Here is a 23,902-nt window from a genome sequence, read left to right as displayed (position 1 = left end):
CATAACATTGGGCTAATATTTTAAATCAGCTCAATAAGATAATCACAAAAACCGAATTATCTTATAAGATCAAAACCTAATAAAAGTACCACTTATCATGCATTGACAGTATTATGTGTAGAGTTTATGAATATGCGAACTATGATGCTGCCCATCATAAGATAATTAGCGGAGAACATTATGAAGTATCGCCTGTGCGGTGTTGCTCTTTCAGTCGCCTTACTTTCAGGATGTGCAAGTACCCCTAATAATGGGGAGGGGCGCTCTGACCCATTGGAAGGGTTCAACCGCCAGATGTTTGATTTTAACTACTATGTTTTAGATCCCTATATCTTACGCCCTGTTGCGGTTGTTTGGCGTGATTATGTGCCACCACCAGCAAGAAATGGCTTATCTAACTTTTTAGGTAACTTAGAAGAGCCTGCAAGTATGGTGAATAGTGTGTTGCGTGGTGACTTTGAGAAAGGTGCGAAACACTTTGGTCGTTTCTGGATTAATACCGTTTTTGGTATGGGTGGCTTAATAGATGTCGCTGGTATGTCTAAAGAAACGATGGAAAAAGAAGTCCCAATGCGATTTGGTAGCACGTTAGGTCATTATGGTATGGATTATGGCCCTTATGTGGTTGTACCGGGCTATGGTAGCTTCACTGTCCGTGAAGAAGGCGGTGACTGGGCTGACTTAACGTATCCTATGCTGAGTTATTTAACGTTTTGGATGTCAGCAGGTAAGTGGGCATTAGAGGGAATTGAAACACGGGCACAATTGCTCGATTCAGATGCGATTTTACAAAACTCTTCTGATCCATACTTAATGATGCGTGAAGCTTATTTCCAGCGTAACGATTTCCAAGCAGATGGCACTGTAAAAGAAAATCCTAATGCGAAAGCCATTGAAGATGACTTAGATTCTATCGATTAGTTTATTATCTTTGTTAGCTTGATGAATAAATAAAAAATGGTCTTAAAAAAAGACCATTTTTTGTATAAAAAGCACCGTGAAAAATTAGAAACGGTAGTTAAAGTTCATACCGTATAACCATGCTTTACCTGATGATTCAAACTCATAAGCAGGTAATGGTAAATCTTCAGATAATTTCTCTTTGATGGTGACTTTTTTACCGTGCATATACGCTAAGCCGACATCAACAGACATATCTTTATTAAATGCATAAGTTGCACCCGCACTTAACCAGAAACGGTCTTGGTCTGGAATAGAGATTGAGCGTTTATCAGCAGGAACTGGGCTATCATCGAAGGCAATACCAGTACGGAATGTCCAGTTATCATCGTGATAATAGGTTGTTCCTAATGCAACACGCCATGCATCACGGAAGCCTTCTTCTTTCTTGAATAGTTGCTGACCATCACTCTTACGTGTGGCTCTTAACTCTTCAAATGCGCTCCAGCTTGTATAAGCGAAGTTATAGTGAACTGCCCATTTTGGTGCTACACGATGATAAGCTGCAAACTCCCAAATTTCAGGTAGGTTAAGGTCAAGTTTACCTTTAATGGTTCCACCTTCTGTTCCAATAATAGAACTACCATTTGGAAGAGGGATTGTTTTTAAATCGCTCTGGAACTCACCGTCTTTAAATTTCACTTTAATTTTTGAACGGTAAGTAAAACTTACACGGTTGCCTTCGTCGAATTCATATAATAAACCCGCGTTCCAACCAAAGCCCCAAGCATCACCTTTCAATTGAGCAAAGCGATCACTTGGAGATAGACTGGACACATAGCCTCCTAACGGAGGTGGTAATTTATTTCCTAAAACTTTACCCGCTTCACCCACATGGCGAGTAATTTCAGCATCAGCATAAAGGGCATTTAAGCCTAAACCAACACTGAGTTGGTTATTAACACGATAACCTGCACTTAAGTTTAAGTTCATGGTTTTTAAATCGGTTTTGCCACCGATAAGCCCTGCTGGGTAATCGCTCGGAAAATCTGTTGCTAAACCAAAGTTTGTTGTACCTGATGCACCAATCGCCCATTTATCATTAATAGGGGCAACAAAGTGGATATTAGGGACTAATGCACTTGGTGCGATATCTTTTGCGGTGGTATCAGTACCAGTAAGAGGTGATTTACCTTTAACATCAACGCCTGGATTAATAATGATAGCACCGACAGAAATCTCAGGGCGATCGAACATGGTAAGAGCTGCTGGGTTACGGCTACCTACGCTTGCGTCATCGGCGATGACGCCTTCCCCTGAAAATGCACGCCCTAGTGCTGAAGTAGAATATTCATTTAACTGAAAACCGGCAGCGCCTGCTTGAGAGGAAATTGCTCCTACAATGGCAGCTAGTGCTGTGCGAGTAAACAGGTTTTTACGGTTCATGACCTAAACCCTCATAATTTTTTTAAGTTAGTAACTTCTGATTAGAAGCGCTGGATTTTAGGTGCGGTTGTCGTTATGACAAATCAGACCAGTTGATTAAGTATAAAGTTGATTACCCTAAATGTTGCAAGTATGTTTTACAAATATTGCCATTTAGATTCAATAATTGAGATTTGGTTAACATATTTTTCACAAAATATGCCAATAAAGATGTTTTTGATTGTTAAATAAACAGGATAATCAATTATTTTTGTAAATTTGTAATAAAATTTGAGCTAAAGCAGTTTATTTTATTTTTTTGCGATTATGATAGATAATTAACATTTCTTTCGTTGGGAGACTAAAATGGCAGACGCAATTAATCGTTGTAGTGCAGAAGAAACCGCTGCTTGCTGTTGTGTAGATGTGGGTACTATTATTGACAACAAGAATTGCACAGCGTCATATCAGCATGTCTTCGCTGATAAAGTACAAGCGCAAGCAATGTTAGATCAACTTAGTGCAAAAGCACAATCTATCGCTTCAGAGCCTTGCAAAATCAATCAACAATTTGCTGATGTTGATGGTGGTGTTCAACTTACCGCTGATTTTACATTCTCTTGTGAAGCAGAAAACCTAATTTTCCAGTTAGGATTACGTTAATCCTCTGAAATTAATAGATTTAAGGCTGTTGAAATTCAACAGCCTTTTTTATATCCCTCGAGCACCCCATTCTCTTTTCTATCACTATTGTTAAGTTTCAGACATTTCATCGAAATATTGAGCGCTAACTCCCACTTCTCGTAAAATGACGTTTCTGAAAAGTGAAATTTTTGTTAACACTATTGTCAGGTCAGACCTCTTTGGTGTCAGGAAATCATTTTATCAGGAGCCGTTATGAAGTCATCAACGAACAGTGCTATGAAAGATCGCATCGCTATTGTCAGCGGGCTACGCTTACCTTTTGCTAAACAAGCGACTGCGTATCGAGGAATACCTGCGGTTGAATTAGGGCGTTCAGTGGTTCAAGAATTAGTGACTCGCAATGAAATTCCTCCCGAAATTATTGATCAACTTGTTTTCGGTCAAGTGGTTCAAATGCCAGAAGCACCTAACATTGCCAGAGAAATTGTACTCGGCGCAGGATTAAGTGTAAAAACTGATGCTTACAGTGTAACAAGAGCATGTGCAACAAGCTTTCAGGCGATTGCTAATATTGCTGAAAGCATGATGGCAGGGCATGTTTCTGTCGGTATTGCTGGTGGTGCAGACTCTTCTTCAGTTTTGCCTATTGGTGTTAGTAAAAAGCTTGCAGATGTTCTATTAAGCCTTAATAAGGCCAAATCATTAGGTCAGAGATTAAGCTATTTAAGCCAATTACGATTTCGTGATCTCCTTCCTGTAGCACCTGCCGTTGCCGAATATTCAACTGGGTTACGTATGGGTGATACTGCGGAACAAATGGCCAAGACTTACCATATTTCAAGAGTTGCTCAAGATGAATTAGCACATCGCTCTCATCAATTAGCAACGAAAGCATGGGATATGGGTAAATTAAATGATGAAGTTATGACGGCGTTTTTCCCGCCTTACAAAGAAGGCTTTCATCAAGATAACAATATTCGTAAAAACTCCATTCTTGATTCTTATGCCAAACTCAAACCTGCCTTTGATCGTCGCCATGGCAGTGTCACTGCCGCAAACAGTACGCCATTAACCGATGGCGCAGCGGCTGTATTGATGATGAAAGAATCTGTTGCTAAAAGCTTAGGCTATCAACCTCTTGGTTATCTACGTAGTTATGCTTTTACAGCGACCGATGTTTGGAAAGATATGTTATTGGGACCATCATATGCCACGCCACTTGCACTTTCTCGCGCTGGTCTTGCATTGGGTGATTTAACGTTAATTGATATGCATGAAGCTTTTGCCGCACAAACATTAAGCAATTTGACACTATTTGCCAGTGAGCGTTTTGCTAAAGAGCAACTAGGATTATCCAAGGCGATTGGAGAAGTGGATATGGATAAATTTAATGTGCTAGGCGGTTCTATTGCTTATGGGCATCCATTTGCAGCGACTGGCGCAAGAATGGTCACACAGACACTACATGAGCTTAAACGTCGAGGCGGAGGGTTTGGGTTAACCACTGCTTGTGCGGCTGGTGGATTAGGTGCAGCGATGATTTTGGAGGTGGAATAATGGAACAACAACAAACAACACTAGAAAAATCATCTGTTTTTCAATTCTCAGTTCGTAATGACAAAGTGGGCGTTATCACTATTGATGTTATTGGTGAAAAAGTAAATACGCTAAAAGCCGAGTTTGTGCAGCAGTTTCAAGATGTTTTAAGGCAAGCTCAGCAACACTCTGGTGTAAAAGGATTGATTATCACTTCAGGTAAAACAGACAGTTTTATTGCGGGTGCGGATATCTCCATGATTGCGGGTTGTAAAACCAAAGAAGAAGCGAGTGCATTAGCCAAAGCAGGGCAGGATCTTTTTACGCAACTTGAAAACTACCCATTGCCTGTTGTGGCTGCTATTAATGGTGCGTGCCTTGGTGGGGGGCTTGAATTAGCTTTAGCCTGTCATGGGCGAATTTGTTCTGATAATAGCAAAACGCGTTTAGGACTTCCTGAAGTACAACTTGGATTACTGCCGGGCTCTGGCGGAACTCAACGTTTACCTCGTCTTATTGGTGTGACATCTGCGTTAGATATGATCTTAACGGGTAGACAAATTAATGCGAAACGAGCCTTAAAATTAGGTCTTGTAAACGATGTTGTTTCACAAGACATTCTATTAGAAGTTGCGGCTAAATGGATTTTATCGGGTAAAAAAGAGCAGAAAAAGCATTCGACAATGGATCGCTTTTGGGCAAATACGACTTTAGGTAGAAATATACTGTTTGGGCAAGCAAAAAAACGCACATTAGCCAAGACGAAAGGCCACTATCCAGCAGCAGAACGTATTCTTCATGTCATTGAACGAGGCCTTGAGAAAGATATTCAAACAGGTTTTAAAGAAGAGGCAAATGCGTTTGGCGAACTAGCGATGACACCCGTTTCATCGGCACTAAGGCATCTCTTTTTTGCCTCTACGGCACTTAAAAATGAAACAGGATCATCCGAAAAACCAGATAATTTACACCATATCGGTATTTTAGGTGGTGGATTAATGGGCGGTGGTATTGCTTTTGTGACTGCGACAAAAGGTAATTTACCAGCAAGAATTAAAGATATCAGTGATAAGGGAATTGCTCAGGCGCTTAATTACAGTTGGAAAGCGCTTTCAGCTAAAGTAAGTAAAAAAAGATTATCTGCACGCGAACGTCAGCGTCAAATGGGGTTGCTGTCAGGTTCATTGGATTACAGTGGTTTTCACCAATCAAATATTATTGTTGAAGCGGTTTTTGAAGATCTGACGTTAAAACAGAAAATGGTCGCAGATATTGAAGAAGTGGGGAAAGGTAAAATTATTTTTGCTTCAAACACCTCTTCACTCCCTATTCATAAAATTGCAGAAACAGCAAAATACCCAGAAAAAGTGATCGGGCTTCACTATTTTAGCCCAGTAGAAAAAATGCCTTTAGTTGAAGTTATTCCGCATGAAAATACCGATGAAAAAACCATCGCCACAACCGTAGCGTTTGCTAAAAAACAGGGCAAGGTTGCAATAGTTGTTGGTGATAAACCGGGATTTTATGTTAATCGTATTCTTGCACCTTATATCAGTGAAGCATTGACATGCTTAGTACAAGGAGAGCCTATTGAGAATATTGATAAAGCACTTGTTCAGTTTGGTTTTCCCGTAGGGCCTATTCAGTTATTGGATGAAGTGGGGATTGATATTGGTACTAAAATAACGCCAATATTAGTGAATGCATTTGGAGAAAGATTTGCCTCTCCTCCTGCTGTGGATGCCATTATTGCTGATGATAGAAAAGGTCGTAAAAATGGCCGCGGATTTTATCTCTATGCAAAACATGCATTACCTTTCTCATTAGGTAAAAATAAAAAACAGCCTGATCCTGCTATATATCGGTTATTACAAATTAAGCCGAAAAACCAATTGTCTTCCTCTGAAATTACGGAGCGTTGTTTATTATTAATGTTAAATGAGGCCGTTCGTTGTTTAGATGAAAATATTATTAAACAACCACGAGACGGTGATATCGGTGCTGTATTTGGTATTGGTTTTCCTCCATTTTTTGGTGGCCCATTCCGTTATATGGACAGTATGGGAACAACAAAAGTGGCAGAGAAGCTCAATCAACTTGCCGATAGGTATGGAGAGAAATATCGCCCTTGTGAGCGTTTAGTTGAAATGGCTAAACGAAATGAACGTTTTTACGATTAACATCATCACTTTACCATTGCTTTTTCCTTTTGTGACACTTGTTTTGATTGAGGCGCTTAGGCGCCTTTTTTCTTGTACTTTTTGCGTCAGATTAATAATTGGTGAATTTTTAATGGAAAAAGAGGTCGAAAGTGTTAATGATAGCCAGATATGGCAAAATAGTTATTTGAAAATAAATTTAAAAACGAAGTTTTTTAAAATAAAATTCTGAAAATGATGTTGATTTGTAAACCAACAGCATGATCTTAAAAAGATTAATAATGCTATTGCAATTAAGGTATTGAAGATTTTTATATGGGGATATATTGATTTAAACTGAATTAAATTAAGTATCTTAAAACTGTAAATACCAGTAATTACAAAAATAAAATAGGTTTGATAATTTACTATGCAAATTTTTATTATGCGCCACGGAGAAGCAGCTCTTGATGCTGCCAGCGATGCACTAAGACCACTGACTGAACGTGGAAAAAGTGAATCAATAAAAATGGCTGAATGGATGATAAAGCAAGGACATATAATTGATTATGTTTTAGTCAGCCCTTATTTGCGTGCTCAACAGACATTGGATGCAGTAAAAGTAGATTTAGCGCTACCTAATAAAATAGAAACAGATGATGGACTTATCCCTGGAGGTAATCCTTCACATGTTGCACATTACTTACGTGCCTTGGGTGATACAGGATATAAAAATATTCTTGTTATTTCTCACTTACCTTTAGTTGGTTATGTTGTCGCTGAACTCTGTCCTGCGGTATGTGCTCCTATGTTTTCAACATCAACCATTGCCTGTGTTGATTTTGATTTATCAAAAGGTGCAGGGGAATTGCTATGGCAAGTGTCGCCCTCAACATTGAAATAAAATTTAAATCAACTAACTAAGTAAATAATTAACACCTTATTTCACCCGATAGGTGATTTAAGGGTTAATGCAATAGAATTTTTGAGGTTTAGCGGCGAGCAATATCGTCGTTTTCCACGAGTACTAATAATGCAGCATCACCTCCCCATTCTTTAGGAGCTTGATGAAAAGCAATTACATCGGGGTGTTGTGCTAACCAAAGAGGTGTCTGTTGCTTTAAAATATGTTTGCCATGTCCGTGCATAATACAGGCACAATAAACATGTTCTCGTCTACATGCTGCAATCAATGCGCCAATCTCTTGTTTTGCAATTAACTGTGTTAATCCGTGTAAATCTAGAAAAAATTCAGGTACATAATCACCACGACGTAGCTTTTTTAATTCATAAGCATTAGCGCCTTCTCTTAAATAGCGCATTGGGCCTTCTGTGGCTAAGTTAGGCTGAAATTCATCTGAAAAATAATAAGAGGCATCAACTTGCTCTTGTTGCAGACGTTCAGGTGCGTAATGTGTCACTTTTTTACGTTTTGGCGAATGAAGTATTTTATCTTGAGGTAATTTCTTAGTGCCTTTTATCATCTCCTGAAACAACTCAATTTCAGAAGGCGGTAATGAAAATTTTTTATTCATTTTTTACGATTCTTCATAGTGTTACTGTCTTTATAAGGCAATAGTACATGAAATAGCGTCAGAGATAAAAAAGTATAGGCCATAAATTTAGCATAAAAAAAGGCAGGGAATTTACCCTGCCGAAATAGTCACATAGTTAGCAAATATAGGCTGGTTAACAAGTTGCTCTACTCATAATATCTGTGGAACATAAAACGTTGTTATATCTTCAGGTTGCGATAAAAAACGATAAAAAGATATTTAAATAGTCTTTAAAATTAGTTATTTGCTTTCAAGTGACTACATATTAAATGAAAAACATCTATAGGCGCATTTTGGTACACAGTTAATTCTTTCATGCTCTAAGTATGGTTCAATTCTATTAACTTGCTAATAAAAGTTAAATTAAAAGTATAAAACGCCAATCTTTATTTATGAATAGATTATAAATTTTGCTTTTGACTATATGATTGAAGCTTAAAACCGCAATAAGAGTGTGGTTATAGTAAAAGTAATAATAGCGTAATGATGTTTTTTTATGGTTTCCCGCTGATTTATCGCTATCTTCATGGCAAACTACAGACTTTCTATTTCTTCAGAGGACAACAGTTTTGGATATAACACTAAAAGAGGAAGCGGTTGCTGATCTAAGCACGATCCTAGATATGTTACGTTGGGCTATGAGTCAGTTTAATTCATCTGATATTTACTATGGTCATGGCACAGATAACGCGTGGGATGAAGCATTACAGCTGGTATTACCGACGATTGCGCTTCCTTTAGATATTCCAGATGCACTGTTATCAACCAAGTTAACAACTTCTGAAAAGATGGAAATTATTACGCTGATCGAAAGCCGTATTGAGCAGAAAATCCCAGTTCCTTATTTAACGCATAGCGCTTGGTTCTGTGGCCACGAATTTTATGTCGATGAACGTGTTCTTATCCCTCGCTCTCCTATTGGTGAATTAATCAATAATCATTTTGATGGTTTAATTCAGCAAGAGCCAGCACGCATTCTCGACTTATGCACTGGAAGTGGCTGTATTGCGATTGCTTGTGCTCATGAATTTGAAGATGCTGAAGTCGATGCGGTTGATATTTCTGAAGATGCACTGGAAGTGGCTGAATTTAATATTGAAAATCATGGTTTAGTGCATCGTGTTTATCCAATGCAGTCCGATTTATTTAATGCCATTGTTCCAACACCATACGATATTATTGTGACAAATCCGCCGTATGTTGATGTAGAAGATATGGGCGATTTACCTGATGAATACCAAGTTGAACCTGAATTAGCACTAGCTTCGGGTATTGATGGTCTTGATATCACAAGACAAATTTTACTAAAAGCCCCTGAATACCTGAGTGAAAAAGGTATTTTAGTGTGTGAAGTGGGGAATAGTATGGTTCATCTTATTGAGCAATTCCCTGAGGTTCCGTTTACATGGCTTGAGTTTGAAAATGGTGGACTCGGTGTCTTTATGCTGACTCGTGAACAACTCGTCGAATATTCAGCGTGTTTTTCTACTGATAAACGTTGATGTAACAGCAATGAGACGGTAGATTGTTATTTATTGCAAATAACATATTGATAACATCACACAGTAAAAGATAGGAATAAAGGGATGGCAGGAAACAGTATCGGACAATTATTCAGAGTCACGACTTTCGGTGAGTCTCATGGTATTGCATTAGGTTGCATTGTTGATGGTGTACCGCCTGGATTACCTTTAACAGAAGCCGATTTACAAGTTGATTTAGATAGACGTAGACCTGGAACTTCGCGTTATACCACTCAGCGCCGCGAACCTGATCAAGTTCGCATTTTATCAGGTGTATTTAATGGTGTCACAACAGGGACAAGCATTGGTTTACTGATTGAAAACACTGATCAGCGTTCTCAAGATTACAGTGAAATCAAAGATGTTTTTCGTCCTGGTCATGCTGATTACACCTACGAACAAAAATATGGTTTACGTGATTATCGTGGCGGTGGGCGCTCTTCTGCACGAGAAACTGCAATGCGTGTTGCTGCTGGTGCAATCGCAAAAAAATACCTAAAAGAGAAAATGGGTATTGAAGTAAAAGGCTATCTTTCTCAGTTAGGCCCAATTACTTGTGATCTTGTTGATTGGTCTATCGTTGAAACCAACCCATTTTTCTGTCCAGATCCTTCTCGTTTAGAAGCACTTGATGAATATATGCGTGCGCTTAAAAAAGAAGGTAACTCGATTGGTGCAAAAGTGACCGTGGTTGCAGAAGGTGTGCCAGCAGGATTTGGTGAGCCGGTTTTTGACAGACTAGATGCAGATTTAGCACATGCATTAATGAGTATCAATGCTGTTAAAGGAATTGAAATTGGTGATGGTTTTGGTGTTGTAACCTTAAAAGGCACTGAAAATAGAGATGAAATCACTAAAAATGGTTTTACTAGTAATCATGCAGGGGGCATTTTAGGCGGGATTAGCAGCGGTCAGCCAATCGTTGCACATATCGCTTTAAAACCAACATCGAGCATTACTATTACAGGTAAAACAATTAATCGTGATGGTGAAGAAGTCGATATGATAACCAAAGGTCGTCATGATCCTTGTGTAGGAATACGCGCTATTCCTATTGCAGAAGCAATGATGGCAATTGTTTTGCTCGATCATGCATTGCGCCAACGTGGTCAATGTGGTGATGTTGTACCTCCGTTAATGCAATGGTAATCATTCTACGTCAATAACGTGGTCGATAAACTGTTGTAAGTTTGATGTTAGCTTTAAAGGTGTGAGCGCCTAATTTTATTATGCTCAGATCGTGTTGCTGTGGTTTTTTTAAATAAATGAGATAAACACAGCAACACGTCCTTCATTCCTAATAATTCGGATAGATAAATGGATTGGCTCTTTTCAGATGGCATCTACCTTCTTCTCTTCTTTGTTGCTTTAATTGCAGGTTTTATTGATTCAATAGCAGGTGGCGGTGGGTTAATCACCATTCCAGCTTTGTTATCAGCAGGCATTCCTCCCGTTCAAGCTCTCGCAACAAATAAATTGCAATCAGTAGGTGGCTCGTTTTCGGCGACGCTTTATTTTATACGTCGAAAGGTTATTGATTTAAAAGCGCAACGATTTGCAATTTTAATGACTTTTATTGGTGCAGTTTCTGGCGCCATGTTAGTGCAGTTTATTAATCCCGAAATTCTTAAACAAGCGCTTCCTATTCTTACCATCGCCATTGGTCTCTATTTTCTTCTCACTCCATCAATAGGTGCTCAAGATAGTAAGCAACGTATTGGTTACTATACTTTTGGGGCAATATTAGGGGGTGGTGTCGGTTTTTATGATGGTATTTTTGGACCGGGTACAGGTTCTTTTTTCGCTTTAGGTTATGTCATGTTACTTGGATATAATCTTTCAAAAGCGACCGCTCATGCTAAATTGCTTAACTTCACCTCTAATTTTGGCTCTTTACTGTTTTTTATTATTGGTGGGCAGGTTATTTGGACTATTGGTTTAGTTATGCTTTGTGGGCAATTTATTGGTGCTCGTTTAGGTGCAGGCTTAGTATTAACAAAAGGGCAAAAATTAATAAGACCTATGCTGGTCATTATCTCCTTTTTGATGAGCATCAAACTGATTCATGACAATCATGGCGATACTATTACACTTTGGTTTTCTGCACTTTTTAATTAGGAATAGATGGTTTTTAAATGTCAGCACATCATTATCAACAGTTAATTGATATCTTTAATCAATGTTTTAGCGAAAGTTTCCAAACCCGTTTAGTTAAAGGGGATGATGAGCCGATTTATTTGCCTGCAAATGAAGAGACACCTTATCACCAAATCATTTTTGCTCATGGTTTTTATGCCAGTGCATTACATGAAATATCACATTGGTGTATTGCTGGAGAGGCTCGTCGCCAACAAGTTGATTATGGTTACTGGTATTGCCCAGATGGACGAGATGAAACCACTCAAGGGCAGTTCGAAGTTGTAGAAATCAAACCTCAAGCATTAGATTGGTTATTTTGCCAAGCTGCTGGTTATCCTTTTAATGTCAGCTGTGACAATTTAGAAGGTAACTTTGAACCTGACCGTTATGAATTTAGAAATAAAGTTAGAGAACAAGTACTCGCTTATTTACGAGATAAAAACACGCCACCTCGTGCACAGCTATTTATTAATGCGTTACATTTGTTTTACAATACCCCAGAGCTAACCGAAGAGATGTTTCCGTATCAGGAAAATCCTTTAGTTAATTAAGGATTGCGAGAATAATTATCGCCTATCCACTGTGAAGGTTTTACCCAATAGGGTGGAGTCTGAAGTAGTAAGGTTGCTAGAACACATGTATTTATATCCTGTTAATATGGGGTAAATATAAAAGATAGCAACATTATATATTGAGGATAAATAATGCTTTCTGAGTATGAAGCGTACTTATTAGATAAAATTGATAGCCGTGTTGAACAAGCCACTGATGATGAATTATTTGCAGGCGGATATTTACAAGGCCATATTACACTGGCTATTGCTGAACTCGAGCAAGAAAATAACACACAGTTAGAAGCGTTAAGAGCGCGTGTAGAAGAGAGCATTCAAAAGGCAATAAAAGCAGGTGAGCTTTCACCACCTGATCAAGCGTTAGTTTTATCTACTTGGCATGATTTAGTTAACTCAATTAATTAATCCTGCATGTCTATTAAGAGAACAACCGGCATAAATCGGTTGTTTTTTTCTTGCTTAATATCTTATTAAAATCACAGCCTCTAAGTTATATTTAAGATATTTACTGTTGAATTAGATTGGTTTTTATACAAAAATTGATCCTTACTATTTATCAATTGTTTTTATTTGATTTTTCAAAGTCGATGTATCTCTCATTGATTAAGCATAATAGTGCTATCTTTTGTAACTCCTTGCCATTTCTGTAAAATTACTTTTAAATGTTTTTTAGGAATGTTTCTCGGGATGCAAATGATTTGCATAGAATATTTATGATAAGGATAACGATACGATGAAAAATTTCTTTAAAATAGGCCTACTGACTAGCGCAGTTTTATTTTTATCTGCTTGTGATCAATTCGATTTGGATAATAAAAAAAATAAGTTTTATTACAGTAATCCAAGCGAAAAAGTCATTAGTTTTAGCGTCGATGGTAAAGAATATCAGGTTGAACCGGGTAAAAATGGTTATATAACGCTGTCACCTGGTGAGCATAGTTTAAAAAATAGTGCCGGTAATGATGCCCGATTTATGGTTTATGACCAGAATAATGGTGGCATACTAAATCCTGATAATTTTATGTATTACACCCTTTCAGAAGTTTATGCAGTAAAGGGAAAAACAGATCAATTTAAACCTGTCGATCACCCCGTTATTATTAATGGCTATGAATTTGAACTTCCAGTGCGTAGCACTAATGCCACATTAATCGATGGTAATATTTTTCAGTGTACTTATGCCTTAGGTGAACCATTTCCTAATGAAATTCGCACTCGAAATAAAAATAATGATGGTGGCATAAAAAATAAATGCTTTGATAAACCTGAATTTATTAAATATATTTCAGCGGAATACAACAAAGACTTAGAGCCGTTTACTCAAGAAGATGAATATCACGATTCTGTTAATCTTGATTTAGACTATATGTTGCCGACAGCAGAATTTACTGATCCTGATATTCAAGCTGAAGCAGAAGAGCTTGTTTCATTATTAAATCAAATTCAAGAAAGTGAAGATCCGAAGATCCATAACACACTAAAAGATAAACTTCATAAGGCGACACTTGCTGTTGTTCGCGCTTATAGTAACCGTGTGGTGAAGGATTCAGTAGAAGACAACATGTACTATAATCGTTTTATTATAGAGACTCAGAAGTTCCAATCTTACGGTATATTACCTAAAGATTAACGACTTAAAAATAAGAAGCCATTTTAGTATTAACATAAGCCATCCAACAGGATGGCTTTTTAATAAATTAAGCATAAAAGTATAAAAACACCTGAGCTGGAAAAAGAAATGACAACAACACAAAACAAAATAAAAAATAACGATATTACGATCCGTCAAACACAAATCGATGATGCCACTAAATTGCCTGCTATTGAGCAATCAGCAGGACAACTCTTTAGTACTTTAGAAGACTTACGCTGGATAAGTGAAAGTGGCGTACAAAGTGTTGAAAAACATTTAGTGTTTATTCATCAGCAAGGGCATTGGGTAGCAGTTAATAGTGATAACGAGCCAGTTGGTTTTATTATGACGACAGTTTTACCAGAAAGCTTATTTATTCATGAACTTTCAGTGAGCCAAGATTGGCAAAATAGAGGGATTGGTAAGTTACTTATTCAAAAAGTAAAAGATGAAGCAAAAGCACATAAATTTGACTCTGTTACGCTGACAACATTTCGCCATGTTCCTTGGAATGCACCGTACTATCAACGTTTAGGTTTTTCTATTTTACCAGAAAACGAAATTCCTTATTCTTTGCAAAAAATCTTAGATGATGAAGTTGAAAGCGGCGGCTTTTTAAAGGAAACGCGCTGTGCAATGAAGCTTGAGATTTAGCTTCTCTTTGGATGTGATGATCTCGGATATAACAGCGAGATAATCAAAAAGTAAAAAATAAGCAACCGAGGTCGGTTGCTTATACATTTATTTCACTTCAATCGGCTTCCCACGCAGTAATGGTCTTACCCAAAAACGATTAGGGTGTAAGGCATTCAACACATTATCTTCAACCGGAAAAGGTTCATCAAAAATTTGGCTTGCAAGAATTTCGGCTGATAAAGGCGCTGAACATAATCCACGAGAGCCTAATGCACTGATAATATAAAGTTGAGGATAAGCAGGAGCTAAAGCTGGCGTTTGTCTTCTGCGTTTAAATCTATCTAAATGCGTATATGCTACTCGCAATTTTTCAAAATCAGGTACTTCGCCTAATAACGGTAGGTGGTCACGTATAGTGCAACGAATACCTATTCGCGCTTCGTTTCGGCTAAAATCAACGTCTTTAACCCAAGGCGCATTTGCTAAACACTGAGTAAGATGAGCTTGGTTATTTTCTTGCTCTTGCGTTGAGACTGCCAAATCTAATCTATCGCGGCGAAAACTTGCTCCCACACAATGCAAATTATCTTGGGTGTCAACAGGTGTAAAATAGCCATCATAACAAAGCACCGTTTTTAGTTTTGATAATGTTTTTGTTGTTGGAATATGGCTAACTTGCCCTCTAACTGCGCTAATAGGTAATTTTGCACTTTGAGTAAAGTCTGTAATTCGATGTCCATTTGCCAAAATAACGCAATCATATTGTGACTGAAATTGTGTTGTACTTTCTCCATCGTGATGAACAACCTCTAAGCACCAAGACGCTTCTTGTACACTTATTTGAGTAACTTGATGATTAAATCGCAACGTTAACCCTAATTGTTCAGCGTATTTTAATGTATTGATTGTAAGCTCAGTCGGTGAAAGCCAGCCCGCTTGTGGGTAAAACAAAGCATCATAATTAACGCCTAATCCGCTGAGTTTATTGACTTCGTCTTCATCGAGGTAACACGCTAATTGCGTAAAGGGGATAGAGTTATCGATAATTCTCTGTGCTTTTTTACGAACTTTTTCGTTATAAATAATTTGTGCAACGCCAGACCATTGATGTGAAAAAGGAATACCTGCTTTACTTAGGTTGTCATAAGTGCGATGAGCAAATAAAAACGCGGTTGTAAAAAATTGTTCTAGTTCATCGGATTTGCCATTGAGTAAAGGATATAACACACCTTGTCGATTACCTGAGGCATTAGTTGCAGGTTGTCCATCTTCACAATACAAGGTGACATTGGCACCTCTTCTTAGGCAGGAAAGCGCGGCAAATGTGCTGGCAATGCCACCGCCTATAATTGCAATGTTCTGTGCTTTGGTTGCACTTGGTCTTGCATAGTAAGGGAGAAATTCAGGAGAGGGAGGATGTGGAAAAACACCTGTCAGCATCTCTCTTTTTTGGCCAAATCCTTTGATTTTATTTATCTCAAAACCAACACTTTGCAAACCTCGCTTGACAATCCCAGCAGCGGTAAACGTTGCAAATGTACCGTTTTCTCGCATTGAATCAGCCATCGATTGAAAGAGAGTTTCGCTCCACATTTGTGGGTTTTTAGAAGGAGCAAAACCATCTAAGAACCATGCATCCACTTTATTATGTAGTGCTTGGCGAGTTTGGGGTAACAAGATATTGATATCACCAAACCATAAATCCAGTGTAATTGCCCCATCAGCAAGAATAATGCGATGGCAACCCGCAATGGCTAATGGCCATTGAGCACAAAGCGATTGTGAATATTTTTCGAGTTCAGGCCAATGGCAGTGTGCCGATTGTAAGTCACTTTTTGTAAGAGGGAATTTCTCGAAACTAACATAATGAAGACGTTTTAAACGAGAGTCAGGGGATGTTTGCCTAAATTGCTCGAAAGCTTGCCACAGTGTTAAAAAATTAAGCCCAGTACCAAATCCTGTTTCTGCGATAACACATTCAGAGCGTACATGTGTACCAAAACGTGATGGAAAATGATTTCCATGTAAGAACACATGTCGAGTTTCTTCTAGACCGTCTTGGTTTGAAAAGTAAATATCGCCAAATTGTTCAGAGATAGGCGTACCAAGTTCATTCCAACTTAAAGACGCAGTATTTATCGGGCTATTATTCACGGAACTGCCTGTATTTCTCGAAAAAATTAACTAATATCTTAGCGCCGTTAGGTTGCTTGTGCCAGCCTTAAAGGGGAAAGTGTTTTATCAGCTTATCTGTATTTTTGTAAAAAAGATCCTGATCGGACTTGTTCGGCGTACAACTGTACGCTAAAGTGCTACTCAGAAATCCCGCAGCTACAACTATTATTGTAAAGAGGTATGAATGAAGCGCGCAGTGATCACGGGTCTGGGTATTGTTTCGAGCATTGGTAATAACCAGAAAGAAGTGCTGGATTCTTTAAAAGAAGGTCGTTCCGGGATAACTTTCTCAGAAGAATTTAAAGAGATGGGGCTTCGTAGCCACATTTGGGGCAACGTTAAGCTTGATACTGAAGGTCTTATTGACCGTAAAATCCGCCGTTTTATGAGCGACGCATCGGTTTATGCCTATTTATCTATGCAAGAGGCGATAGCTGATTCAGGTCTGACTGAAGACCAAGTTTCTAATATTCGTTCTGGCTTAGTCGTTGGTTCTGGTGGCGGTTCTCCACGTAACCAAGTCCAAGGTTCTGATGGCATGAGAGCAAAAGGTCTACGTGGCGTAGGTCCTTATATGGTAACTCGTGCAATGGCATCAGGTGTTTCAGCTTGTTTAGCAACACCGTTCAAAATTAAAGGCGTTAACTATTCAATCAGTTCTGCTTGTTCAACATCGGCACACTGTATTGGTCACGCCGTTGAGCTCATCCAGTTAGGCAAACAAGATGTTGTATTTGCTGGTGGTGGTGAAGAGCTAAGTTGGGAAATGACCTGCGAATTTGACGCAATGGGTGCACTCTCAACTAAATATAACGAAACTCCAACCAAAGCTTCTCGTACTTACGATAAAAACCGTGATGGTTTTGTTATCGCAGGCGGTGGCGGTATTGTGGTGGTTGAAGAGTTAGAACACGCATTAGCGCGTGGTGCACATATCTATGGCGAAATTGTAGGTTATGGCGCAACGTCTGATGGTGCAGACATGGTTGCTCCTTCAGGTGAAGGTGCTGTACGTTGTATGCAAATGGCAATGCAAGGTATTGATAAGGTTGATTATATCAATACACACGGTACTTCAACACCCGTTGGCGATCTAAAAGAGCTTGAAGCTATCACTGAGGTGTTTGGTTCGCATACACCAGCTATCTCTGCAACAAAAGCAATGACGGGTCACTCATTAGGTGCGGCTGGTGTGCATGAAGCAATTTATAGCTTACTGATGTTAGAACATGGATTTATTGCACCAAGCATCAATATTGAAGAATTAGACGATAAAGCAATGGGTATGAACATCATTACTCAACCAACAGAGCAGAAGCTGGAGACTGTAATGTCAAATAGCTTTGGTTTTGGTGGTACAAATGCTTCATTAGTCATGAGTAAATATAAAAAATAGTTAGATATACTTATATTTTCTTATTAAAAAAAGCAGGCTTCATTTAAATGGAGTCTGCTTTTTTATTTTAAATTCATTATGCAAAATAATTTATTATTCTAATAAAGATATTTTTCGAATAAAAATCATTAAAAAAAGATTATATAAATAACGCTTAAAAATACCCTCCCTAATAGTTACTTGTTTTATTATTCTAATAAAATAGACAATTTTTGTTAATATGTTGTTTACATTGAGAAAATTAAATCAGGTTCATTTTATTTCAATCGTTTAATTTATTTTTACCCAAAGTCATTAAATGTTTTGTTTTATATGGAGTTAGGGGAATGGAAAACTTGAATAAGACAAAAAGAGCGCGAAAAAATTGATCTGGGTTATTTTATTACAAATAAGTAGGAGCTATTTAATATAAAAGTTGGTAATGTTTGCCACGGATACTTGTATTACTTTATATTTTATACTTTGATTTCTTGTGTCAGTTTTATTTATTAAACCTAACATTATGAATGTGACCGGCTAAGAATTTAGCCGGCATTTTTTTATTGTTGTCTTTTTGACATTGACTCACATCTCCTGACGACAATCTGCTTTTTTCTGAGCAGACGGACGTCGGAAATTCAGTGGCGTTCTGAGTTGTTGCACTAAGAGCACGCCAAGTAACACAATACCACCACCCACTAAGTGATAACTATGCATTTCTTCACCAAGAAGCGCGATAGCGATCATTGCAGTAAATAATGGCATTAGGTTCATAAAAATAGAGGTCGTATTTGCACCTAATTTCATCACACCTAAAATCCACAAATAAGGCGCAAGAATAGAAGCCCCGATACCTGCGAAGATAACTAATCCAATATTATCTTTTGTTAACGCAACACTTTCGGCGAGAAAGAAGTTTGGCAATAATAACAGAACACCAAATCCAATTTGCACATAAAGTGATTGCCAGTTAGGTAGGGCAATTGACCAGCGTTTTGTTAATACTCCATAGAGGGCGTATGACGCCGAAGCAATAAACATCATCAGCTCACCATAACCCAAACCTTGGGAAAGCAACTGAGAAGGTTCGCCACGGCTAATTAACCAAACTAAGCCACTAATTGAAAGCACTGTGCCTAAAACAATACCTACTGTAGGTACAACACGTAGAACAAAAATACTAATAATAACGGTTAATAATGGGATGAGAGAATTCAAAATCCCCATAAATGTTGCGCTAACATAATGCGCTGCATAATAAGCCAAACTTTGGTACATCACCATCCCCAATGCACCAAGAATAAACAATTTCCACCAATATTGTTTGACGGTTTTACGATGATGCCAAACTGGCATGATCAAAAAAGGTGTCATAATTAAAAAGGCGAGGAACCAACGATAAAAAGAGATTGCAGCAGGATCGATAACAGACGCGGCTGCTTTATTGACGACTGCATTAATGGACCAGATTAACACCGCTAAAAGCGGAAAAATTGCGTTTTTCATTGTTCTCACATCTATTTTTAAACCAGGTGGCTATTGTAAGCCTGTCTGATTAGATATATATAATGAAAACCAGACAACTGATAAGCCAATAAAGACAACATGACAAGAGAACAATATAAAGATGACAATTGAACAACAAAAAATGCAATGGTTATTGTCTGATCCTGATACGGTTCGATTCCGTGACGAGCAACTATTAGCTGAAACAGAGTTTGTTTATCATCAACATGATTTTGGTCAGCTGCTTTATGTCATTTCCGGTGTCATGGACTTAGAAGCAGGGGGACAGCGATTTTTAGCACCACCAGAGTTTAGTGTGTGGATCCCAAAAAATGTAGGGCATGCCAGTTACAATAAAAAAACACTCTCTTTTAAGGTGCTAGATATCGCGCCAAATTGGTGTGAAGGACTATTAGATAAACCTTGTTTGATTCAATTGAGTGCTATTTTTTCAACCATATTTTCTGATTTCTTCCATCGTGGTGTGTGTAAACCACAAACAGAAGAAGATTTTCGCTTAGCCCAAGTACTGATTGATCAACTTAAAGCATCACCAATACATCATACTTATTTACCTTCCTCTAAAGATAAATTACTTGCCCCTATACTTTCTGTATTAGAGCAAAATCCGGCAGATAATACCTCGTTAGAAGAATGGGCTAAAAAACGTTATACCTCAGAAAGAACACTTTCTCGTCGTTGCCAACAGGAATTAGGTATGTCTTTTAGCGAATGGCGTAAGCGCCTACGCTTTTTACATGCAATTTCTTTATTAGAGCAAGGGAAAAGCGTGAATGAAATTGCATTTGATGTGGGATATAGCTCTTCATCTTCATTTATTGCGATGTTTCAACAATTTGCTGGCACAACACCGGAACGTTTTCGTCGATTACCCAATTGTTAAACCTTCTTTTCATATATTTACTTAAAATCTAGGCAGATTTTACTGTCAATAATAGGCTTTGCTGTGAATAAGTGGCAAAATAGACCGCTTAATTTTGTTTTTCGATTGATTGCTTACACACATAAATACCAAATCAGTGAGATAACACCGTGAAAATTCTGGTTGATGAAAATATGCCTTATGCGGAACAACTTTTCCGCCAATTAGGTGAGGTAAAAGCTGTTTCTGGTCGCCCATTACCTACTGATGAGCTTAATGATTCTGATGCCTTAATGGTGAGATCAATTACTAAAGTCAATGAATCTTTATTATCAGGCAAGCCAGTGAAATTTGTTGGAACTGCGACTGCGGGTTTCGATCATGTCGATATTGCATGGTTAGAACAACAACAAATTGGTTTTTCATCTGCCCCAGGTTGCAATGCTATCGCGGTTGTTGAATATGTATTTTCTGCACTGATGATGCTAGCAGAGCAAGATAGCTTTCAACTAACCGATAAAGTTGTCGGTATTGTTGGTGTGGGAAATGTGGGTGGTCGATTAGCAACACGCCTTCGTGCATTAGGTGTCAATGTTTTACTTTGTGATCCACCAAGAGCGGATAATGGTGATGATGAAGAATTTCATCCATTGGAAACATTGTTAGAAAAAGCAGATATTCTAACTTTCCATACACCTCTCAATAAATCAGGCCCATACAAAAGTTATCATTTAATTAATGAGAGCAATCTCGAAAAATTACCTGAAGGACGCATTTTAATTAATGCGAGCCGTGGCGAGGTTGTTGATAATCAAGCATTATTATCTGTACTTGAGAACGGTAAATCCTTACGCGTTGTATTGGATGTTTGGGAGCCAGAGCCAGATCTTTCTATTGAGTTATTAAATAAAGTTGATATCGCAACACCACATATTGCAGGTTATACCTTAGAAGGTAAGGCGCGCGGTACAACGCAGGTTTTCGAAGCTTATTGTGATTTTATTGGTCAGCCCCAAACAGTTGAATTATCAACGTTGTTGCCTGCGCCTACTATTTCCACCATTTGTGTGCAAGGCGAGTTAACACAAACACTTTTAAAACAACTTATTCATCTTGTTTATGATGTGCGTCGTGATGATGCTCCATTACGAAAAGTGGCGGGAATAAAAGGGGAGTTTGATAAATTACGCAAATTTTACCCTGTACGTCGTGAGTGGTCTTCACTACACGTCATTTGTGACAATCAAACCACCGTTGACACATTAAATGCAATTGGCTTTAGTGCTACATATAAAAGTGCTACACACAAATAAAGCAAAATATTATTTTAAAAATTTTATGGTATTGGAGGATATCTTATGGGAGAAGGTTGGAATATTGCAGTTGTTGGTGCAACAGGCGCTGTTGGCGAAGCGATTTTAGAACTGCTACAAGAGCGAGAATTTCCCATTGGTGAATTAACTGCAATCGCAAGTGAAGATAGCATTGGGAAATCAGTGCGTGTAAACAGCAAAAGTGTTGCGGTTCAAGGTATTCACAATATCGAGTGGGCTGATATTCAATTAGCTTTCTTTGCCGCACCGACAGAAATCAGTGCGCAGTATGCACAACAAGCGGCTGATGCTGGCTGTATTGTCATTGATTGCAGTGGCATCTTTGCAATGGATTGGGATGTGCCATTGGTTGTTCCGGGCGTGAACAGTGCAATGCTTGCGGAATACCGTACTCGTAATATTGTTTCAATTGCAGATAGCATGGTGAGCCAATTATTACGTGCCATTAATCCATTAACAGAATCTGCGGGATTAACGCGCCTCAGCGTGACAAACTTAATGTCCGTTTCTCGTTTTGGAAAACAAGCCGTCGATGAACTGGCTGGGCAAAGTGCTCGTTTACTTAACGGTATTCCTCCTGAATTAGGTCGTTTTAATAAACAGTTAGCATTTAATATTTTACCTTTAATGGTTGATGACGAAGGCTCTATACAAGAAGAGCGCCGTATGGTTGACCAAATTCGTAAAGTTTTACAAGATGAAGGCTTGCCAATCTCCGTTACTACGCTGCAAGCGCCTGTTTTCTATGGTAATGCACAGTCGGTTCAATTAGAAACCTCACGCCCGATGGGTAGTGATGAAGCGCGTGAAACATTACAAGAAAATGAAGATCTTAATATCAGTGATGAAAATGATTTTCCAACTCAAGTCACCGATGCATCTGGTAATGTGAGCTTAAATTTAGGTTGTTTCCGTAATGATTATGGTATGCCAGAAGCTTTACAATTCTGGTCAGTCGCAGATAACGTGCGCTTTGGTGGGGCATTAATGGCTGTCGAAGTTGCAGAGCAATTAATGCAGGAGCAGTTTTACTAATGAATGCGCAAGTGAGTGCTGAAGTAACAGAACAATCCTTGACTGAGTCAGTGGTTATTTCTGAAAGCACAACAATCAAAATTGCTCTAGGCGTTGAATATGATGGTAGCCGTTATTATGGCTGGCAACGCCAAAATGAAGTGCGCAGTGTACAAGAAAGGTTAGAAAAAGCACTTTCACAAGTGGCTAATGAACCTATATCTGTGTTTTGTGCGGGAAGAACTGACGCTGGAGTACATGCAACGGGGCAAGTTGTTCATTTTGAAACAACCGCGCACCGTAAAGATCCCGCTTGGACAATGGGCGTTAACACTCATTTACCTGCGGATATCGCAATACGTTGGGTAAAAACAGTTTCTGATGATTTTCATGCTCGCTTTAGTGCAACGGCAAGACGTTATCGCTATGTGATTTTTAATCATCGTTATCGTCCCGCTATCTTGTCATCTGGCGTGACGCATTTTCATTATCCTTTAGACGCTGAACGTATGCATCAAGCAGCGCAATGTTTACTGGGTGAAAATGATTTTACCTCTTTTAGGGCTGTCCAATGCCAATCGCGAACGCCGTGGCGTAACGTTATGCATGTCAATGTTTCTCGATATGGTGACTATGTTGTTGTGGATATTAAAGCGAATGCTTTTGTTCATCATATGGTGAGAAATATTGTTGGCAGCCTTTTAGAAATAGGGTGTGGCAATCAGGATATTACTTGGATGGCTGAATTATTAGCCTTAAAAGACAGAACCAAAGCCGCAGCAACAGCTAAAGCGAATGGATTGTATTTGGTCTCTGTGGATTATCCTGATCATTTTGAATTACCAAAACCTGCAATGGGCCCACTATTTTTAGCGGATAACCCTATTGAGATATCTCAATCATAAAGACACC

At 38.5% G+C, this 23,902-nt stretch carries 21 protein-coding genes; 17 read left to right on the top strand and 4 right to left on the bottom strand.

Features of this window, described 5'->3' with window-relative positions; translation table 11 throughout:
* The first annotated feature begins 180 nt into the window (after positions 1–180).
* A complete protein-coding gene (gene mlaA / locus D7029_RS12615; RefSeq protein ID WP_075670556.1) occupies positions 181–921 on the top strand; it encodes a phospholipid-binding lipoprotein MlaA in 741 nt (246 codons plus the stop codon).
* An 84-nt stretch (positions 922–1,005) separates the two neighbouring features.
* Here the strand turns inward: mlaA and fadL are convergent, their stop codons facing one another.
* Complete coding sequence (gene fadL / locus D7029_RS12610) at positions 1,006–2,346, bottom strand: long-chain fatty acid transporter FadL (protein WP_194950845.1); 1,341 nt, start codon at positions 2,344–2,346, stop codon at positions 1,006–1,008.
* A 345-nt stretch (positions 2,347–2,691) separates the two neighbouring features.
* On the opposite strand from fadL, the gene D7029_RS12605 reads away from it, so the two are divergent.
* The 4 genes from D7029_RS12605 (at position 2,692) to sixA (ending at position 7,548) form a co-directional block, all read left to right on the top strand.
* A complete protein-coding gene (locus D7029_RS12605; RefSeq protein WP_006533378.1) occupies positions 2,692–2,988 on the top strand; it encodes a YfcZ/YiiS family protein in 297 nt (98 codons plus the stop codon).
* 234 nt (positions 2,989–3,222) lie between these two features.
* Positions 3,223–4,527, top strand: coding sequence for an acetyl-CoA C-acyltransferase FadI (gene fadI, locus D7029_RS12600; RefSeq protein WP_194950844.1), 1,305 nt, complete (start codon positions 3,223–3,225; stop codon positions 4,525–4,527).
* Positions 4,527–6,686, top strand: a complete 2,160-nt coding sequence (gene fadJ, locus D7029_RS12595) for a fatty acid oxidation complex subunit alpha FadJ (RefSeq protein WP_416384035.1) — start codon at positions 4,527–4,529, stop codon at positions 6,684–6,686. The genes fadI and fadJ overlap by 1 nt, the downstream gene beginning before the upstream one ends.
* 388 nt (positions 6,687–7,074) lie before the next feature.
* Entirely contained in the window at positions 7,075–7,548 is a 474-nt protein-coding gene (sixA, locus tag D7029_RS12590; protein ID WP_088495091.1) for a phosphohistidine phosphatase SixA, read from the top strand.
* Between the two features lie 88 nt (positions 7,549–7,636).
* Here sixA and smrB read toward each other — a convergent pair whose 3' ends face one another.
* Positions 7,637–8,179 carry an endonuclease SmrB gene (gene smrB / locus D7029_RS12585; protein WP_075670570.1) on the bottom strand — a complete coding sequence of 181 codons (543 nt, stop codon included), beginning with the start codon at positions 8,177–8,179 and terminating at the stop codon, positions 7,637–7,639.
* A 590-nt stretch (positions 8,180–8,769) separates the two neighbouring features.
* Here smrB and prmB point away from each other — a divergent pair.
* From prmB to D7029_RS12550, 7 genes are all read left to right on the top strand, one after another.
* On the top strand, positions 8,770–9,702 hold the full coding sequence (gene prmB, locus D7029_RS12580) for a 50S ribosomal protein L3 N(5)-glutamine methyltransferase (protein WP_161711361.1): 933 nt from the start codon (positions 8,770–8,772) through the stop codon (positions 9,700–9,702).
* Positions 9,703–9,786: 84 nt separating this feature from the next.
* The gene (aroC, locus tag D7029_RS12575) at positions 9,787–10,872 is read left to right on the top strand and encodes a chorismate synthase (protein ID WP_194950843.1); all 1,086 of its coding nucleotides are present in this window, start codon (positions 9,787–9,789) and stop codon (positions 10,870–10,872) included.
* 168 nt (positions 10,873–11,040) lie between these two features.
* Entirely contained in the window at positions 11,041–11,841 is an 801-nt protein-coding gene (locus D7029_RS12570) for a sulfite exporter TauE/SafE family protein (RefSeq protein WP_194950842.1), read from the top strand.
* A gap of 17 nt (positions 11,842–11,858) precedes the next feature.
* A complete protein-coding gene (locus tag D7029_RS12565; RefSeq protein WP_088495095.1) occupies positions 11,859–12,413 on the top strand; it encodes an elongation factor P hydroxylase in 555 nt (184 codons plus the stop codon).
* 153 nt (positions 12,414–12,566) lie between these two features.
* A complete protein-coding gene (locus D7029_RS12560) occupies positions 12,567–12,839 on the top strand; it encodes a YfcL family protein (protein ID WP_194950841.1) in 273 nt (90 codons plus the stop codon).
* Between the two features lie 328 nt (positions 12,840–13,167).
* On the top strand, positions 13,168–14,064 hold the full coding sequence (locus D7029_RS12555) for a hypothetical protein (RefSeq protein ID WP_194950840.1): 897 nt from the start codon (positions 13,168–13,170) through the stop codon (positions 14,062–14,064).
* 108 nt (positions 14,065–14,172) lie between these two features.
* On the top strand, positions 14,173–14,721 hold the full coding sequence (locus tag D7029_RS12550; RefSeq protein ID WP_194950839.1) for a GNAT family N-acetyltransferase: 549 nt from the start codon (positions 14,173–14,175) through the stop codon (positions 14,719–14,721).
* 87 nt (positions 14,722–14,808) lie between these two features.
* Here the strand turns inward: D7029_RS12550 and mnmC are convergent, their stop codons facing one another.
* Complete coding sequence (mnmC, locus tag D7029_RS12545) at positions 14,809–16,857, bottom strand: bifunctional tRNA (5-methylaminomethyl-2-thiouridine)(34)-methyltransferase MnmD/FAD-dependent 5-carboxymethylaminomethyl-2-thiouridine(34) oxidoreductase MnmC (RefSeq protein WP_194950838.1); 2,049 nt, start codon at positions 16,855–16,857, stop codon at positions 14,809–14,811.
* Between the two features lie 205 nt (positions 16,858–17,062).
* On the opposite strand from mnmC, the gene fabB reads away from it, so the two are divergent.
* The gene (fabB, locus tag D7029_RS12540; RefSeq protein WP_109370920.1) at positions 17,063–18,274 is read left to right on the top strand and encodes a beta-ketoacyl-ACP synthase I; all 1,212 of its coding nucleotides are present in this window, start codon (positions 17,063–17,065) and stop codon (positions 18,272–18,274) included.
* A gap of 564 nt (positions 18,275–18,838) precedes the next feature.
* On the opposite strand, the gene D7029_RS12535 is transcribed toward fabB, so the two are convergent.
* Positions 18,839–19,759: a DMT family transporter gene (locus tag D7029_RS12535; protein WP_088495100.1), complete on the bottom strand. Its 921-nt coding sequence runs from the start codon at positions 19,757–19,759 to the stop codon at positions 18,839–18,841.
* 121 nt (positions 19,760–19,880) lie between these two features.
* On the opposite strand from D7029_RS12535, the gene D7029_RS12530 reads away from it, so the two are divergent.
* The 4 genes from D7029_RS12530 to truA all read left to right on the top strand — a co-directional run bounded on the left by D7029_RS12530 (position 19,881) and on the right by truA (position 23,895).
* On the top strand, positions 19,881–20,663 hold the full coding sequence (locus D7029_RS12530) for an AraC family transcriptional regulator (protein ID WP_075670590.1): 783 nt from the start codon (positions 19,881–19,883) through the stop codon (positions 20,661–20,663).
* A 149-nt stretch (positions 20,664–20,812) separates the two neighbouring features.
* Entirely contained in the window at positions 20,813–21,955 is a 1,143-nt protein-coding gene (gene pdxB / locus D7029_RS12525) for a 4-phosphoerythronate dehydrogenase PdxB (RefSeq protein ID WP_194950837.1), read from the top strand.
* A 45-nt stretch (positions 21,956–22,000) separates the two neighbouring features.
* Positions 22,001–23,011: an aspartate-semialdehyde dehydrogenase gene (locus D7029_RS12520; RefSeq protein WP_194950836.1), complete on the top strand. Its 1,011-nt coding sequence runs from the start codon at positions 22,001–22,003 to the stop codon at positions 23,009–23,011.
* Positions 23,011–23,895, top strand: coding sequence for a tRNA pseudouridine(38-40) synthase TruA (truA, locus tag D7029_RS12515; RefSeq protein WP_228766677.1), 885 nt, complete (start codon positions 23,011–23,013; stop codon positions 23,893–23,895). The genes D7029_RS12520 and truA overlap by 1 nt, the downstream gene beginning before the upstream one ends.
* Positions 23,896–23,902 lie beyond the last annotated feature (7 nt).

Origin of the sequence: Proteus vulgaris (assembly GCF_016647575.1) — a bacterium.
GTDB lineage: Bacteria > Pseudomonadota > Gammaproteobacteria > Enterobacterales > Enterobacteriaceae > Proteus > Proteus mirabilis_B.
This window is presented reverse-complemented; position numbering and strand designations above follow the sequence as displayed.